This is a genomic window from Candidatus Pyrohabitans sp. (assembly GCF_054014795.1).
Map to the genome: position 1 here is coordinate 1 of NZ_JBPMGE010000062.1, position 14428 is coordinate 14428.

Sequence of the window (14428 nt, forward strand, 5' to 3'; positions counted from 1 at the left end):
CTCAATTACAACAAAGCCCACTTCCTCTATTTTCTTCTTTGCCTCCTCAAAAGAAAGCCTGTCCTCCAGGGGAGGGCCTGTGTCCATGGGCTCCTTCTTCCATTCCACCACTCCCAGAATGCCACCCTCCCGCAGGATGCGATACGCCTCACGAAGGGTGCCCATCCCTTCAAGCTCATGGAGCACAACCCCCATAAAGACGATGTCCACGCACTCCCCCGGTAGCGGGATTCTATCTTCGGTGGACCTGACCGGCACTATATTATCTACGTACCCTGCTCTTTCCTTGAGCATCTCAAGCATCCCCTTCTGAATATCGATAGCGTATACCTTTCCTTTCCCGACCAGGCTGGCGGCGGGAATGGCAAAGTAGCCGGTGCCGCAGCCTATATCGGCAAAGCTCACCCCTTCCTTCACCCCTATCCTTCTCAGTATCACCACAGGCGGTAAAAACTTCTTCCTCTCCTCATCCTCGAGGATCGATGCCCGGGAAACGTCAAATTTGTGAGGCATAATTATAATTCCTATGAGGGATTGTTAAAGGTTCGCAAGAAAGTTGCTATTGGAGCAAGGTTTTTATTTCCGAAAAATAAATTTTATCTGGTGAGAACGTTGGGAGAAGAGGGAAAACTGGTAGGCGAGGTTTTTACCTATTTTTCGAAGATTGGCGTGGCCGGGGTAAAGCTTTCGGATACCCTGAGGGTGGGTGACAGGATAAGGATTAAAGGACACACCACCGACTTCGAGCAGACTGTGGAGTCGATGCAGATAGAGCACAGGCCTGTGGAGGAAGCCGGAAATGGCGATTCGGTTGGTTTGAAGGTTGCCTATCGGGTGCGACGCCGCGACAAGATCTTCAAGCTATCCTAGGAAAAATCTGCCATTTCCCAGGAGACGCCATGGGGAAGCTCATCGAAGACCCGAAGCTTAGAAACAGGTACCGCGTCTTCAAAAACAGGCGTCATGCCGGCGAACTTCTTGCTGAGAAGCTCAGGAATCTCACCGGTAGAGAGAGCATAGTACTCGCGATACCCTCAGGGGGCGTGCCTGTTGGCTATGAGATAGCAAGGAGGCTCAACCTGCCCCTTGATATAATAGTTGTCAGAAAGATTCCAATTCCCGGGGAAACAGAGGCAGGCTTTGGGGCGCTCACATTCGACGGTGAGGTATTCCTCAACCTCCCGCTGATAGAGAGACTGGGTATAACAGAAGAGCAGATTGAGGCACAGAAGAAGCTCGTCAGAGAGCAGATAGAGAGGAGGCAGAGAGTATTCAGGGGGAGCAGGGCAGCACAGGAAATTTCAGGGAAGGAGGTAATCCTCGTAGACGATGGCCTTGCGAGTGGCTACACAATGCTCGCGGCGCTCTCCTCTGTCAAAAAGAGAAGTCCAAGAAGGGTGATCGTGGCGGTGCCCACGGCCCCGGAAACTGCCGCAGAGCTGATTCTGCCTCATGTCGATATCCTCCTCTGCCTGAACATAAGAAGCGCTGCCATATTCGCTGTTGCCGATGCCTACGCAGAGTGGTACGACCTCAGCGAAGATGAGGTACTGAGATATCTGAGTCAAAAAAATAAAAGGAGACGGGTAGATGGGACTATGGCAGATTAAACTTATTTGTCATGAAATAAATCCTTTTATGCGAACATGTTCGACTAGCATTCACCGGTGCCCGAGAAGAACTTCTCCTCGCAGTCCTTGGAGCAGAAGTCCCTGTGGGATGGTATTGCGGCGCCACACTGAAGACACCTGAACTGATAGAAGACGCTAAAAGAGTTCCCTCTCCTCATACTTACCACTCTTCATAATAGTGCAGTTCACCCATATTAACTTTATCCCATGCCATAATACGGCGCAGTCCCGGAGGGCTGTGTCAGAGATTTACCGGGATTTTACCAGCTTCTCTGCCTCTTTGACAAGCCTCTCCAGCACCTTTACTGAGATGCCTGATTTTTTGGACACTTCCGCGAGGTCCGCCTTAAGCAGCTCGTTGGCTGTCTTTATACCTGCCTTTGCAAACTGCTCAACCTTCTTGGGTCCCACTCCCTTTATGTCCTCCAGCTTAACAATCTTCTCTTTCTTCTCTTCCTTCTTCTGCACTGGTTTCTCGGCGGCTATCCTCTTGAGCATTTCAATATTCTCCTGGCGGAGGCTTTTCCTCCTCTTGTCCACCGCTATTCCAAGCTTCCTTGCCAGCAGGGGAGCAATTCCGGCTTTCTGGAGCTCTCTCAGACTAAAACCTCTTCCTTTCCTCTTTCCGCCAGATTTTTTAACAACAGGACGATGCATCATCATAACCTCCTTGAAAATATGACATGTGTTATGCCTCTTGCCCCGTGGGCAAGAATAATTAGAGTCGCTCTTCTGCCCACCAGGGCGTGGAAGGGTTCTCATCTATGTACAGGGCAACCCATTCTTTGCCGTTGCTCAGGTCCTGGAGATGGTAGAGCCTTATGAAGCATGCACTCATCTCTTTGTAGTCGTAGAACTCGAACACCCTGCCCTTCAATATGTGAAACTGCACATTGCCTGAGTCAGAGATGATGCCTGAGGAGAGGGTGCAGGAGATAAGCTCGCTATTTTTGCGCCCTTCAAGATGAGAGAGAATCACCCTCTCGACCTCTTCGTATTTCTCTGTCCTGAAAAAGGCGCTTGCCGCGTAGTAGCTGGCGTACTCTCTTATGTTTTTTCTCTCCGACAGCACCTCCAGCGCAGACAGCAAATCCCGGGTGAGCATACAGTATTCCTTTATGGCGGGAGGTTTTTAATGTATTGTGTTCATAAATGTGCAACAAACAAAAACATAGAGGTGAGAAGATGGAAGAGTTTCACTACACAAAGGCTGCGAAGGGCGATTTCGAGGCGGTGGTAGAGCACTTGCAAAGGCTTGCAAAAGAGGAGGGATTTGGCGTGCTCGCTGTGCATGATATAAAAGAATCGCTGGCAAGGAAGGGTGTTGATTTCATCCCCTTTAAAATTGTGGAGATATGCAACCCCCTGCTCGCTGCGGAGGCGCTGAAAAAGGACATAAACCTGGGTATTTTCCTGCCGTGCAAGGTGAATGTTTACGAGAAGGACGGCAGAGTTATGGTCAGCGGAATGATGGCGGAGGTCATGGGAAACTTCACCAGCGCCGACCTGGGAGAGCTTCCGCAAAAGGTAACACAGGCTGTAAAGAGGATAGTGGACAACGCCTCAGCCTAGCTTTGTACCTGACTTCAGCCGTGCCGCAAAGCTTCGAAGCTCATCGCAGGCGTCGGCACCTCTTTTTTCTATTATCTTCACAAAGGCGCTGCCCACGACAACACCAGCAGCCCCCGCCTCAATAACCGCACGCACGTGCTCTGGCCTTGAAATTCCAAAACCAACTGCGAGGGGGAGGTCTCTCACGTACTGAAGTGCCCACTTGGTTTTCTCTATCGTAACCTTGCTCAGCTTCTCCCTCGCCCCCGTGGTGCCCAGCAGGGAAACAAGGTACACGAAGCCCGAGGCTTTCCTGAGTATCTTCTTTATCCTCTCCTCTGTGGTTGTAGGAGCAATTAAAAATATGGTGTCCACGTCATACTTCCTGCATATCTTCACGAGGTGTGAGGCTTCCTCAACCGGAAGGTCGCTCACCAGCAGGCCATCAACGCCCACCTCGCGGCACTTGGCAACAAAGCGTTCCTCCCCGTACTGGAGCACTATGTTGTAGTAGGTCATGAACACAAGGGGGATTTCCACTCCCTCTCTGCGAAGACGAGCGGCTATCTTAAAGCAGTCGTCAGTATTTGTACCTGCACGGAGGGCGCGGTCGATTGCACCCTGAATCGTCGGGCCGTCGGCAATGGGGTCTGAGAAGGGTATACCCAGCTCCAGGATGTCCACGTTCTCCGCCAGGCAGGCAGCAAGCCTCGCGGACGCCTGAGGGGAGGGATCACCCAGGGTCAGGTAGCCTATCAGAGCGCCCTCGTTGCGACGCTTCAGCTCAGCAAACCTCTCTGCAATTCTGCCCATAAGCTTAAGTGCCGCACCCTCTTAAAAAGCTTTATCCCTCGTTCAGGGTTATCCTCACCTCTCCACCCGGCGGAACCTCCGGAAAGACCACGTACAGCCTGCCGGTGTCAGCGTCGCGCCATGTTTCAACGGCACCTTTCGCAACCTTTGCGGTTACAATTGCAGTGGCACCCCTTACAGGCTTCGCGCCATGGTTGCGCAGCACCAGGGTATTGCCCTCAACACTGAGCTCCAGCCCCTGCCTGAGCCTCCACCACTCTGCAAGCCCTCCTGCAGAGGTGAACCAGACCCTGCGCTTCTTCATGTAGTCAAGAAAGGCTGTGAAGTTCTGCAGGTTGCGGGAGGCAGTGTCTACATGGGTGAGCAGGGTGAAAACCCCACCAGCGTCGTAGGCACGCTGAAAAGCGATGTAAGCCAGGGGCAGGGTGAAGGCCATCTTATCCTCATCCCAGAAGGCATCAAAGTTCATGCTCACGGGAATCTCCAGCACGCCCTCTACCTCATAGGGCTCAAAGCCATAAAACAGCGAGGAGTCGTAGGTATAGCCCATCTCCGCCACAAGGGGAAGTGTCTCCCTGGTCGCATTGAGGTAAGGCGCTCTGAAGCCCTGCACGCGGTAGCCCTGCTGCTCAAACCATGAGTGCGCCTTTAGAATCTGCTGTCTCCTCTCCCTCTCAGAGGCATTCACCCACTCTGGCTGACTCCACCCCATGCTCGCCACCTCAAAGTTTCTCAGCGGGGCGAGTACCTCGCTTTTACCCTGAAAGTATCCGGCTACAACAAAGAAGGTGGCATTTATCCCTCGTTCCTCCAGAGCTCCGGTAATTGCCTCGAGCTCACCCTCACGGACAACCTCAGTATCAAAGGTAACAACCACCGCAGCTTTATAGCCATGGGGATATTTTAAGAGGGATGCATCCCGCCCGGACTGGGTGAGACACCCAGCTGAGAACAGCAGTAGCAGGAATAACAGGTAAGCAGTCTTCATATTAACCCCAGATTATAACTGCTCCTTTCCCCAGTAATAAGCTTTCGCAGAAAAAAGATATGGAGGAGGTGGGGGGAGGGGGAACCCATGAGTTAGTAGAAAAAGCCTAACTCCTCATGGGTTCAACTTAAGTTATAAAATTTACGTCTCCAAACATTATTATAAAGGGATATGGCACCTAAAATACTTAATTTAATTAATCAGCATTGTGCATGTATAAGCAAAACAAACATTCTCCAATTGCGTTATCAAAAATCAACAATATAAAATGGTTAAATTAAATTTTAATGCATTTAAAATCAACTAAAAAATAATTCAATCCTTTTCAGCTTCACGTATTGCCCTGACGGTTCTCCTGAGCACCAGCTGTGCCGCCTCCTGGGATGGCCAGCTTCCGAGACCACAGTCGGGACCTGCGAAGAGCATACGCTCGCCGAACCTGTCCTTTAGCCTCAGGTAAATGGCCTTAATCTCCTCCACGCTATCAGCGAGCTGCTCCGCCGAAGGGTGCTTTATTCCCCGTTCCACAAAACTTCCAAGCTTCCTGTCTATGCTTGTACTGGCCACACCTCCGCGAAGGAACTTGTCGCTGCTTTCAAGCTCACGTTTTGAGATGAAGTTTATGTTTTCAGGTGAGGAGGCAAACTCGCCGGTTAGAACATGTATACCACCTGCCTCAAGCGGATACTCAGCAGCCTTAAGGGTGTGCATGTGTATCTGTACCTTTGCATTAATCCCGCGCACACTCTTCTCCAGAGCTTTGATTATCCCCTCCTTTTCAATATTGAGAAGGTCCACAAAGCCGAGGCTGGGCTCGTCGATGCTCACCACCTCGGTTACCACATACTTCGTGTTGAGCATTGAGTTCTTGAGGAAGGCGTTTACGCTTCTTGCGAGGTTCATAAGAACCTCTTCATAGACATTGAAACCAAAGGGCGTCTTCAGGTAGAGCTCAATTGCGCCCGTGACGCAAACACGCAGGCGCAGCTTTTCGCCGCGTTCCTCATAGTAGTGTTTTGCCTCCTGCTCAACTACATAAAGCTCCGGGATAACCGCATACTTCTCTTTGATAAGAAAGGGCTCCCGCTGGTACTTTTCAATGGGCTCCATGAACTGGCGGTGCATGTCGAAGTGCTGCGGATAGGTCACAACGTCCAGCTGGGCTTCAAGCTTTGCTTTAAGGGATGAGCTTACAGCGCTGAGGAAGGGCCTCAGCCCGGGAATCTCCTCGAGCTGCCTGCCCTCTGCGAAAGCGGCAAGGGCATCGGGATAGGCAGAGTTGAACTCCTCCCGGCTTATGTTCGCAGGCAGAGGAAAGCTGCCGATGTCGTCTATTATCACCATGCCTATACCTCGGCTCAGCATCTTATAAATTTTTACTCGGCATGCTTCGGTGTAAGGCCATGTGCGAGTCCAAGCTTTATCTCCTGGAGAATGGGCAGAAAACAAAGGTTATGGACGAGACGATACTGGTGCGGGAGAAGGAGGGGAAGGTCGTTGCTGTGGGCGTGCTCGGCGAACGCCTGGACTTTGAAAATGCGAGAATAGTGGAAATCGACATGGACAGGCACAGCATAACCATATCGAGGGATTAGCTTGCTCCTTGCAGAGCTGAGCGTTGTACCCATAGGCACCGGCAAGACCAGCGTGAGCGAGTACGTTAGGGCCGCAATAGAGGCGCTTAAGGGCGCTGAGGTTCGAGTGGTGCCACACGCAATGGCAACAGAAATTGAAGCGCGCGATTTAGAGACGTTACTTTTTGCAGTAAAGTTAGCCCATGAGGCGGTGCTTGAGAAAGGGGCAAAACGCGTTGTAACAACGCTTCGCATAGACCACCGCCTCGACAGAGATGCAACACTGGAAAGCAAGCTGCGCAGCATAGGTTCCTGTGATGAGTGAACCCAAGGCTGACCCTTCTGGGGATGACTTTCGTCTGGAGCGCTGAGGAACCTATTCAAATAACGGCGCAGGGAGTCCTGTGTTGTCTGGAGGTGTTCAGGTGAGAGCGGGTGATGTGATGACGCGTAATGTGGTAACCGTCTCCCCCGGGGAGAGTGTCAGGGAGGCGGCTCGTTTGATGAGGGAGCACAACATCGGCACCCTCGTGGTTATAGACAATGGCTATCCCGTGGGGATAATAACAGAGCGGGATATAGCTTTCAGGGTTGTGGCAAGAGGTCTAGGCGGCGACACCCCCGTGGATGAGGTGATGAGCACTCAGCTTATCACTGTGAGTGAGTCCACGTCCATTGAGAGGGTGCTGGACACGATGCAGAAGCACGGCTTTAGAAGACTGCCTGTGCTTAAGGAGGGCAGGCTTGTGGGTATTCTCAGTCTGCGGGACATACTGAAGCTCAAAAGTCTGGATAAGCGTCTGATTAATAAGCTTATTCAGATTGAGTTGTGGTGAATCATTCTATTTTTAAAATAGCTAAAAAGAAACTTTTTGAAACATAGACAAACATAATTTTTGTTTTTACATAAAACAGGAAGATAATCTGGAACCGCAGATCAAACATTTTACAAAAATACACGACTAGGAACATTTGTAAACATAACCCCCTGAGATTTACTGCTTGTTAACAGAAAAAAATGCATTATTGCCGGAAAAATAATAAATATTGGTAAAGCCCCTATATTTCATTAAAAGGTGCAGAAAATGGATATAGTCGCAACTGCGCTAATTGCCGGGGCAAGCATTGTCCTTGGCGTAGCTCTTGACCTTTATCTCAGGGAGGTGATGAAGAGTGAAGAAGTTCGGAAACACCGCGAATAAGGTTAGGGCTATTCTGGAGGTTATTCAACCGGGTGAAGTGGTGAATGGGCGCACCATAGCGGAGAGGCTCGCGGAAAGGGGGTACAGGGTTAATGAGGGACACATAAAGATGTTCATCTACTACAACATGCTCTACAGACATCTGCGGAAGGTCAGAATAAACGGGGTGAACCACTACTGCATTATCTCCTGATGCTCGCTAACTTTTTATCCCCCTGCGCAGATATTATAGCAGGAGGGAATAAGTGTGAAAGAGCTTATTAGGAAGGCTTTACTTCTGGGCATAGGTCTGGCTGCACTGACAGAGGAGAAGCTTCGCGAGTTTGTGGCGGAGCTTGAGAAGAAGGGAGAACTCAGCAAAGAGGAGGGCAGGGCACTTGTTCGCGAGGCCCTTAAAGAGAGGGCAAAGCAGAGGAAGCAGCTGGAGAAGAGGGTTGCAGAGGAGGTGGAGAGGGCCTTCGCCAAAACCGGCGTCGCCTCCAAGAAGGACGTGGAGAAGCTGAAAAAGAAGATAGAAAAGCTTGAGCGCACCATAGCCAAGCTGGCTGGCGAGAAGTAGTATGCTCTTCCACAGGAGACGCATCAGAGGCAACGTAGCCAGGCTGCGCGAGATAGCAGGCGTGGTGAGCAAGTACGGATTTGACATCCTCCTGAAGCGTGCAGGGCTTTACTCCTACATCCCCTTCAAGAGGAGGCTTTTTCCAGAGGAGATAGAAGGCCTGAGCACCCCTGAAAAGGTGCGCCTTATCCTCGAGGAGCTGGGTGCAACCTACATAAAGCTGGGACAGATTCTGAGCACCCGCCCGGATTTAATACCAAAGGAGTACATCGACGAGCTGAGCAAGCTTCAGGACGAGGCGCTCCCCTTGGACTTTGAAGATATAAAAGAGGTGGTGGAGCGCGAACTTGGTCAAAGCCTGGAGGATGTTTTTTCTCATTTTGAAGCCACACCTATAGCGAGTGCTTCTCTTGCCCAGGTTCACAGGGCAAGGCTCAAAAGCGGGGAAAGTGTTGTTGTTAAGGTCCAGCGCCCGAATATCGCAAAGGCCATCGAGGCTGACATCTCCCTGCTGTACCAGCTTGCTTCCCTAGTAGAGGCACGGATTCGCGAGGCGAGACGCTACAACCTCGTGGGCATAGTCAATGAGTTTGCAAAGACTATTCGCCGTGAGCTGGACTTCATGCGAGAGGGTAGAAACGCAGAGCGCTTCGCAAAGAACTTCTCTGATGTTGAGTACATAAAGATCCCCCGCGTCTACTGGGAATACACAACAAAGCGATTGCTGTGCCTGGAGTACATTGAGGGGATAAAGGTGAGCAGGGTTGAGGAGCTCAGAAGCGGGGGCTACAACCTGGAGCTACTCGCCGAGAGGCTTGCCCATGCTTTTATGAAGCAGTTTTTTGTTGATGGCTTCTTTCAGGCAGACCCCCATCCTGGGAATCTGCTCATCCTCGAGGGCGAATGCATAGCCATGGTGGACTTTGGTATGGTGGCGCGCATAGAGAGCGAGCTGCGCGATAAACTTGCCGACCTAGCGATAGCGCTGGTTAATAAGGATGTTGAGCGCGTGGTGGAGCAGCTTCTGCGCATAGGTATAGTGACGCCTGAGAGCGACCTGAGGGAGTTCCGCAGCGATATAGAGGACCTCATACTGGAGTACTATGAGACCAGGTTGAGTCAGGTAAATATCGCCGCCTTACTCAACGAGATGCTGGAAATTGCGCTCAAGCATCGGGTGATGATGCCCCCCAACTTTGCCTTCTTGATTAAAAGCATGGTTACAATAGAGAGCGTCGCACGGGCGCTTGACCCGGAGTTCAACTTCACCCTCGTGGCGAAGCCCTTTGTGAAGGAGATGATACGCCAGCGCCTGGCGCCGAGACGCCTTGCCAGAGACTTTATTCGCGAGCTCTCCTCCGTGGTACAGGCACTCGGAAGGATTCCCTCTGCCACCGAGGGGGTGCTGAGACGGGCAGAGGAGGGCAGGCTCACGCTGCAGCACCGCGGCTTCAGCGACCTGCTCTATGAGCTTGAGGTGATGAGCAACCGCATCTCCTTTGCGCTGATAACCTCGGCGATAGTCGTTGCTTCAGCGCTGATAATGCAGACAGATAAGGGGCCAAGCTTCCTGGGCTACCCGGTTTTTGGCATCCTTGGCTTTCTCTTCGCCAGCGTTCTGGGCACTGTGCTTCTTTTCAGCATTCTGAGGAGCGGGAGGTTGTGAGCAGACGTCCACTTATAAATCTCGTATTTATTACACTATAGCGTAAGGTTTTAGGAAGTGATTGTTGAATATGGCACTATGACAGAGATACTTTTTTATATTTTTGTCACCAATAAAGTTACACTATGTATGATAGAGAGTTGGTGTTTGAGTTTTATGAGAAACTTGAGAATAAGAGGGCGGAAATAAAGGAGAGGGATTTGAAAATAAAGCCAAGAAAGGATTTCACAATCTCCATAGTTGGTCCAAGAAGGGCAGGCAAGACATTTCTTCTTCTGGATGTGTATTTTAGGGACATAGAGAGAGCAGTTTACTTTGACTTTGAGCATGTAGCCTTTGCTGATATAACTCACAAAGAGGTTTTTGAGATAATATCTCTTGTAAACCCTCAAGCAAATTTGGTGATGCTCGATGAAGTTCAGGTGGTTGAAGATTGGAATAAACTTGTGAGAAGCCTGCTTGATTCTGGCTATAAAGTAATAATTTCAGGCTCTTCCTCAAAGCTGATGAGTAAAGAGATAGCAACACAACTCAGGGGGAGAAGCATAAGCTATATACTCCTGCCTTTGAGCTTTGGAGAATTTCTGAGGTTTAAGAACTTATCCTATGAGAAAATTTCAGTAACCAAAAAGACCGAGATTATCAAACTTCTGGAGGAATACCTCCTATGGGGTGGATACCCTGGGGCAATAACAAGAAAAGATAAAGACGAGATACTAAAAAACTACTACACAACCATACTGTACAATGATTTTGTAGAGAGGTTTGAACTGAAGAGCATAGACGTTGCAAAGTTCATATTCGAGTTCTGCTTCCAGAATTTCTCCAAAGAGGTGAGCATCCGAAAAATATCAAGCTTTGTGAACTCAAAGATTGGAGGAAATGTAAAAAATGTAGTTTATAGTTATGTTGACAGGATTCCAGAAACCATGTGTGTATTTTTTGTTGATCGATACCACAAAAGCGTGTATTCTAGAAAGTCGTGGCCGAGGAAGCTTTATGTGTGCGATTTGGGTCTGAGCACAGTCATGGGCTTTTCAGAGGACACAGGAAAAAGAATGGAAAACGCTATCTTTCTGGAGATACTGAGAAAAACAAATCAACATCCTCTGACGGAGATTTATTATTTCAAAGATGCTCAGGGGCATGAAGTGGATTTTGTGGTCAAGGATGGGTTAAAGGTTAGGGAGTTGATACAGGTAACCTATGCCAGTTCTTTTGATGAAATAGATCATAGAGAAATTAGAGCATTATTAAAAGCCAAAGAACTTCTAAAATGCAAAGAGCTGAAAATTATAACCTGGGATTATGAGGATGAGCGCGAAGTTAAATGGTTTGGTAGAAAAGGCAGGATAACTTTTATTCCCATGTGGAAGTGGTTGCTGAAACTTGGCTAATAAAATTTGTGTAAGGCTACCAATTTTTTATCCCAAATCTTCAAAAAATTCATCCTCACGGCTTCTCCTCCCTCACCAGCATGTACAGGTACTGCTGGGCGTAGCCCTCATAGGGATGCCACCTCCTTCGGGCAAAGCGGCGCATCTCCTTAACACCCTCTACGCCATAGTAAGCGCGCATAGCGCGGGCTATCCAGATGTCCACCGGAAAAGCTTCCAGGAAACCGAAGCCAAAGAGGAGCACGCAGTCAGCCACCTTCTCTCCAACGCCCCGGAGCTTCATAAGTTCCTGCTTCGCCTCGGCATAGCTCAGCCTTCCAAGAGCTTCGAAGTCCATGCTTGCAAGTCTCGCGGCTGTGCTCCTGAGGTATCCCTCCCTGAAGCCGAGCTTCGCTTTGCTCAGCTCTGCAACAGCAAGCTGCTCAGGAGGCGGGATGCAGCCTCCGCTGAGAAGGCACTGCACATTCTTCCTTATCCGCGGTATGTTGTTGTTGATGGAGCATATGAAGGCTACGAGGGTTTCCCAGGGGTCGTTTTTTGTTATCCTTAACCCGTGAAAGCGCTCAACGGCGCGGGCCATAACCTCATCCTTAGCTATAACCGCATAGACCTCCTCAAGGTCGTCCTCTAACCCGAGAAACTCCCGCACATAGCTTGAGGAGCACCCCTCATAGAAGAGCTCCCCACCGCGCTGCCACAGGTAGCATCGCCTGCCATGAAGTTCCCGCCAGTATCTTCCGCCCTCCCTGTTCCACAGAAACTCAGGGGGCTGACCGCTCTCCATGGTGAGCTTCAGGTCGATGAGGGCATGCATGAGAAAAGTTATTAATAGCCGGGCTTATATAATCTCTGCGTGGTATTATGGCAGCTGTTCGCGAGATTGAGCTCAGAGGACACATAATCGACTCCTTCATTCTTCCCAGGGTTTTCGACACCATAATGGACATGGGCGGCGACTTTGAGGTGCTTCAGTTCGACATTGGGAAGCACAAAACTGACCCCAGCTATGCCAGGATACTTGTAAAGGCGAAGACGAGAAGGCAGCTTGACGAAATCCTGGGAGAGCTTCGAAAGGTCGGGGCGAGGGTTCCTGAGGTTGAGGAGCTCAGCCTGGAGCCTGCGCCAAAGGATAAAACTCTCCCAGACGGCTTTTATTCAACCACCAACCACCCCACCTATGTGCTCATAGAGGGTGAGTGGGTGGAGGTGGAGAATATCGAGATGGACACCGCAATAGTGGTTGAGCCCGAGAGGAAGCGTGCTTACTGCAAGCCCATAAGTGAGATTAGGAAGGGCGACCTCGTGGTTGTGGGTCAGAGTGGAATCAGGGTTGAACCCCCTGAGAGACCACGGGGGTTCTCTATGTTTGAGTTCATGCGCAGCAGCGTGAGCAGCGAAAAACCGACGGAGCCGCTGATAAGGCAGATTGCCGAGGCTATACTCGAGGTGAAGCACTCCGGCAAGAAGATTCTGGCTGTGGTTGGCCCGGCTGTGGTACATACAAGTGCAGCACCGGCCCTGGCAAAGATGATACGCGAGGGATATATAGATGTGCTCTACGCAGGCAATGCTCTGGCGGTGCACGACATAGAAGCGCAGCTTTTCGGCACCTCCCTGGGAGTAAACATAAAGACAGGCAGACCTGCCGAGGGTGGACACCGCCACCATCTCTATGCTATAAATGAGGTTATGAGGGCAGGGGGAATAGCGGAGCTCGTAAAGCAGGGAAAGCTAAAAGCAGGGGTGATGTACGAGGTTGTTCGCAGGGGCATTCCCTTTGTGCTCGCGGGTTCAATTCGCGACGACGGGCCTCTCCCGGAGGTGATTACGGATGTGCTTGAGGCTCAGCGTGAAATGCGCCGCCATCTCAGCGGCGTGGGTATGGTGCTGATGATGTGTACAATGCTGCACAGCATAGCGGTGGGAAATATCCTGCCCAGCAATGTTAAGACGATATGTGTAGACATAAATCCTGCAACGGTGACAAAGCTCACGGATAGGGGCACCGCCCAGGCACTGGGTGTTGTTACCGACATAGGCGTCTTTTTGCCCATGCTCGCGGCTGAGCTTCAAAGAAGGAAATCAGCATAAAAATGAGAGCGGGCTCGGCAAGGCCGAGAGTCGGGCTTCCTTGCCTCAAAGAGGCAGGTTGCCTTTCCTCTCACACATGACTCTCCTCAGAGAGGAGGCCTGTGCTGGCGTTGCCGCCGAAGCAGCGCCGCCAAGCTCTTACCGAGCCCGCAGGAATATTATTGTGCATCATAGTATATATTATTTTCTATTACACCACCTCGGCTTCGCATGGAAGGCAAAAGACCTGTGAGTCACCTCTTCCCCGAAATTTCGAGTGCCCTTTTGATTGCCTCAAGATACACCTCCTCCTTCAACCTGAAGCCGTGCTTCACCAGCATATCCAGAAGGCTCAAAAATTCATCGAATGAGATTTTATTCTCATTCAGTGCTTTAAGCAATACAAATAGAGTCCCTCTTGGCACCAGGTCGAGAAGCTCTGCGGCAGTTCTCGCCACAGCCTCGTCTAACAAAACACAGGTAATACCCAGGTTTTTTGCAAGAGAAATGGCAGCCTTCTCCCCGGCTTCCAGTTCTATTGGGATTTCAATGGGTTTAGCCCTAGCAACCTTTATCCACCCATGACCTATTGCATTCTCCACCACGTATGCGTCATTCTTCTTTAATTCCTTACCCCTGTCCACCACCTCATATTTTACTTCTTCAGGGATGAAAACCTCCTTAAAAATTTTCAAAAGCTCCAGTTTTCCAATTTTTGCCAGGTAGATAAGAGGTGTGGCGTTGGAAACTATGCTACTCATCAAGCAAACCCCTAAGGTCTTTCCGAAGGTCCTCAAGGGTGTAGGGCACGTGGATATTTCTTTTCTTGACCTCCTCTATAATCTCCCAGAGGGACATCTCACACCTTTCTGCCGCCTGCCAGAGGGTTATCTTTCCCTGTTCGTACTCCTTTAGACTCTTTTCAATCAGCCACTCCTTCACAGCTTTTGTGAGGAACCTTCTGATAACTGTGGACC

At 50.3% G+C, this 14428-nt stretch carries 21 protein-coding genes; 11 read left to right on the forward strand and 10 right to left on the reverse strand.

Annotation, left to right across the window (positions count from 1 at the left end; translation table 11 throughout):
* The coding region (locus ACXJJW_RS06650; protein WP_456474953.1) for a class I SAM-dependent methyltransferase at positions 1-513 on the reverse strand (513 nt) is incomplete at its 3' end.
* Positions 514-603: 90 nt separating this feature from the next.
* Between ACXJJW_RS06650 and ACXJJW_RS06655 the strand changes: the two genes are divergently transcribed.
* A complete protein-coding gene (locus tag ACXJJW_RS06655; protein ID WP_456474954.1) occupies positions 604-870 on the forward strand; it encodes a translation elongation factor-like protein in 267 nt (88 codons plus the stop codon).
* Positions 871-899: 29 nt separating this feature from the next.
* Positions 900-1610, forward strand: coding sequence for a phosphoribosyltransferase (locus ACXJJW_RS06660; RefSeq protein WP_456474955.1), 711 nt, complete (start codon positions 900-902; stop codon positions 1608-1610).
* Between the two features lie 44 nt (positions 1611-1654).
* On the opposite strand, the gene ACXJJW_RS06665 is transcribed toward ACXJJW_RS06660, so the two are convergent.
* From ACXJJW_RS06665 to ACXJJW_RS06675, 3 genes are all read right to left on the reverse strand, one after another.
* Positions 1655-1789: a DUF2116 family Zn-ribbon domain-containing protein gene (locus tag ACXJJW_RS06665; protein WP_456474956.1), complete on the reverse strand. Its 135-nt coding sequence runs from the start codon at positions 1787-1789 to the stop codon at positions 1655-1657.
* Positions 1790-1880: 91 nt separating this feature from the next.
* On the reverse strand, positions 1881-2288 hold the full coding sequence (locus ACXJJW_RS06670) for a ribosomal protein L13e (RefSeq protein ID WP_456474957.1): 408 nt from the start codon (positions 2286-2288) through the stop codon (positions 1881-1883).
* A gap of 61 nt (positions 2289-2349) precedes the next feature.
* Complete coding sequence (locus tag ACXJJW_RS06675) at positions 2350-2736, reverse strand: hypothetical protein (protein ID WP_456474958.1); 387 nt, start codon at positions 2734-2736, stop codon at positions 2350-2352.
* Positions 2737-2816: 80 nt separating this feature from the next.
* On the opposite strand from ACXJJW_RS06675, the gene ACXJJW_RS06680 reads away from it, so the two are divergent.
* Positions 2817-3203 carry a DUF302 domain-containing protein gene (locus ACXJJW_RS06680; protein ID WP_456474959.1) on the forward strand — a complete coding sequence of 129 codons (387 nt, stop codon included), beginning with the start codon at positions 2817-2819 and terminating at the stop codon, positions 3201-3203.
* On the opposite strand, the gene trpA is transcribed toward ACXJJW_RS06680, so the two are convergent.
* The 3 genes from trpA to ACXJJW_RS06695 form a co-directional block, all read right to left on the reverse strand.
* The gene (gene trpA / locus ACXJJW_RS06685) at positions 3195-3995 is read right to left on the reverse strand and encodes a tryptophan synthase subunit alpha (protein WP_456474960.1); all 801 of its coding nucleotides are present in this window, start codon (positions 3993-3995) and stop codon (positions 3195-3197) included. The two genes, ACXJJW_RS06680 and trpA, sit on opposite strands and share 9 nt — an antisense overlap.
* A gap of 31 nt (positions 3996-4026) precedes the next feature.
* Positions 4027-4983 carry a polysaccharide deacetylase family protein gene (locus ACXJJW_RS06690; RefSeq protein WP_456474961.1) on the reverse strand — a complete coding sequence of 319 codons (957 nt, stop codon included), beginning with the start codon at positions 4981-4983 and terminating at the stop codon, positions 4027-4029.
* 315 nt (positions 4984-5298) lie between these two features.
* Positions 5299-6348 (reverse strand): uroporphyrinogen decarboxylase/cobalamine-independent methonine synthase family protein, encoded by a 1050-nt coding sequence (locus tag ACXJJW_RS06695; protein ID WP_456474962.1) that lies wholly within the window; start codon positions 6346-6348, stop codon positions 5299-5301.
* A gap of 38 nt (positions 6349-6386) precedes the next feature.
* Between ACXJJW_RS06695 and ACXJJW_RS06700 the strand changes: the two genes are divergently transcribed.
* From ACXJJW_RS06700 to ACXJJW_RS06730, 7 genes are all read left to right on the forward strand, one after another.
* Positions 6387-6578 (forward strand): CooT family nickel-binding protein, encoded by a 192-nt coding sequence (locus ACXJJW_RS06700; RefSeq protein WP_456474963.1) that lies wholly within the window; start codon positions 6387-6389, stop codon positions 6576-6578.
* Position 6579: 1 nt separating this feature from the next.
* Positions 6580-6882, forward strand: a complete 303-nt coding sequence (locus ACXJJW_RS06705; protein WP_456474964.1) for an MTH1187 family thiamine-binding protein — start codon at positions 6580-6582, stop codon at positions 6880-6882.
* A gap of 100 nt (positions 6883-6982) precedes the next feature.
* Positions 6983-7393, forward strand: coding sequence for a CBS domain-containing protein (locus tag ACXJJW_RS06710; RefSeq protein ID WP_456474965.1), 411 nt, complete (start codon positions 6983-6985; stop codon positions 7391-7393).
* Positions 7394-7730: 337 nt separating this feature from the next.
* On the forward strand, positions 7731-7952 hold the full coding sequence (locus ACXJJW_RS06715) for a hypothetical protein (protein ID WP_456474966.1): 222 nt from the start codon (positions 7731-7733) through the stop codon (positions 7950-7952).
* A 54-nt stretch (positions 7953-8006) separates the two neighbouring features.
* A complete protein-coding gene (locus tag ACXJJW_RS06720) occupies positions 8007-8318 on the forward strand; it encodes a phasin-related domain-containing protein (RefSeq protein ID WP_456474967.1) in 312 nt (103 codons plus the stop codon).
* 1 nt (position 8319) lies between these two features.
* On the forward strand, positions 8320-9984 hold the full coding sequence (locus ACXJJW_RS06725; RefSeq protein WP_456474968.1) for an ABC1 kinase family protein: 1665 nt from the start codon (positions 8320-8322) through the stop codon (positions 9982-9984).
* Positions 9985-10109: 125 nt separating this feature from the next.
* Positions 10110-11381 carry an ATP-binding protein gene (locus ACXJJW_RS06730; protein ID WP_456474969.1) on the forward strand — a complete coding sequence of 424 codons (1272 nt, stop codon included), beginning with the start codon at positions 10110-10112 and terminating at the stop codon, positions 11379-11381.
* A gap of 55 nt (positions 11382-11436) precedes the next feature.
* Here ACXJJW_RS06730 and ACXJJW_RS06735 read toward each other — a convergent pair whose 3' ends face one another.
* Positions 11437-12195 (reverse strand): DNA-3-methyladenine glycosylase family protein, encoded by a 759-nt coding sequence (locus ACXJJW_RS06735; protein WP_456474970.1) that lies wholly within the window; start codon positions 12193-12195, stop codon positions 11437-11439.
* 47 nt (positions 12196-12242) lie between these two features.
* Here ACXJJW_RS06735 and ACXJJW_RS06740 point away from each other — a divergent pair, with 47 nt between their 5' ends.
* On the forward strand, positions 12243-13472 hold the full coding sequence (locus ACXJJW_RS06740) for an ornithine cyclodeaminase, nickel-pincer nucleotide-dependent (protein WP_456474971.1): 1230 nt from the start codon (positions 12243-12245) through the stop codon (positions 13470-13472).
* 233 nt (positions 13473-13705) lie between these two features.
* Here the strand turns inward: ACXJJW_RS06740 and ACXJJW_RS06745 are convergent, their stop codons facing one another.
* Together ACXJJW_RS06745 and ACXJJW_RS06750 are read right to left on the reverse strand one after the other, a co-directional pair.
* Positions 13706-14212 carry a PIN domain-containing protein gene (locus ACXJJW_RS06745; RefSeq protein ID WP_456474972.1) on the reverse strand — a complete coding sequence of 169 codons (507 nt, stop codon included), beginning with the start codon at positions 14210-14212 and terminating at the stop codon, positions 13706-13708.
* Positions 14205-14428 (reverse strand): UPF0175 family protein (locus tag ACXJJW_RS06750; RefSeq protein WP_456474973.1); only part of this gene is annotated, 224 nt, incomplete at its 5' end. The genes ACXJJW_RS06750 and ACXJJW_RS06745, both read right to left, overlap by 8 nt.

Coding starts and splice junctions, on each gene's coding strand:
- ACXJJW_RS06680 (WP_456474959.1), top strand. CDS start 2,817: ATGGAAGAGTTTCACTACACAAAGGCTGCGAAGGGCGATTTCGAGGCG.
- ACXJJW_RS06730 (WP_456474969.1), top strand. CDS start 10,110: ATGTATGATAGAGAGTTGGTGTTTGAGTTTTATGAGAAACTTGAGAAT.
- ACXJJW_RS06690 (WP_456474961.1), bottom strand. CDS start 4,983: ATGAAGACTGCTTACCTGTTATTCCTGCTACTGCTGTTCTCAGCTGGG.
- ACXJJW_RS06740 (WP_456474971.1), top strand. CDS start 12,243: ATGGCAGCTGTTCGCGAGATTGAGCTCAGAGGACACATAATCGACTCC.
- ACXJJW_RS06700 (WP_456474963.1), top strand. CDS start 6,387: ATGTGCGAGTCCAAGCTTTATCTCCTGGAGAATGGGCAGAAAACAAAG.
- trpA (WP_456474960.1), bottom strand. CDS start 3,995: ATGGGCAGAATTGCAGAGAGGTTTGCTGAGCTGAAGCGTCGCAACGAG.
- ACXJJW_RS06670 (WP_456474957.1), bottom strand. CDS start 2,288: ATGCATCGTCCTGTTGTTAAAAAATCTGGCGGAAAGAGGAAAGGAAGA.
- ACXJJW_RS06695 (WP_456474962.1), bottom strand. CDS start 6,348: ATGCTGAGCCGAGGTATAGGCATGGTGATAATAGACGACATCGGCAGC.
- ACXJJW_RS06745 (WP_456474972.1), bottom strand. CDS start 14,212: ATGAGTAGCATAGTTTCCAACGCCACACCTCTTATCTACCTGGCAAAA.
- ACXJJW_RS06735 (WP_456474970.1), bottom strand. CDS start 12,195: ATGCATGCCCTCATCGACCTGAAGCTCACCATGGAGAGCGGTCAGCCC.
- ACXJJW_RS06725 (WP_456474968.1), top strand. CDS start 8,320: ATGCTCTTCCACAGGAGACGCATCAGAGGCAACGTAGCCAGGCTGCGC.
- ACXJJW_RS06660 (WP_456474955.1), top strand. CDS start 900: ATGGGGAAGCTCATCGAAGACCCGAAGCTTAGAAACAGGTACCGCGTC.
- ACXJJW_RS06665 (WP_456474956.1), bottom strand. CDS start 1,789: ATGAGGAGAGGGAACTCTTTTAGCGTCTTCTATCAGTTCAGGTGTCTT.
- ACXJJW_RS06675 (WP_456474958.1), bottom strand. CDS start 2,736: ATGCTCACCCGGGATTTGCTGTCTGCGCTGGAGGTGCTGTCGGAGAGA.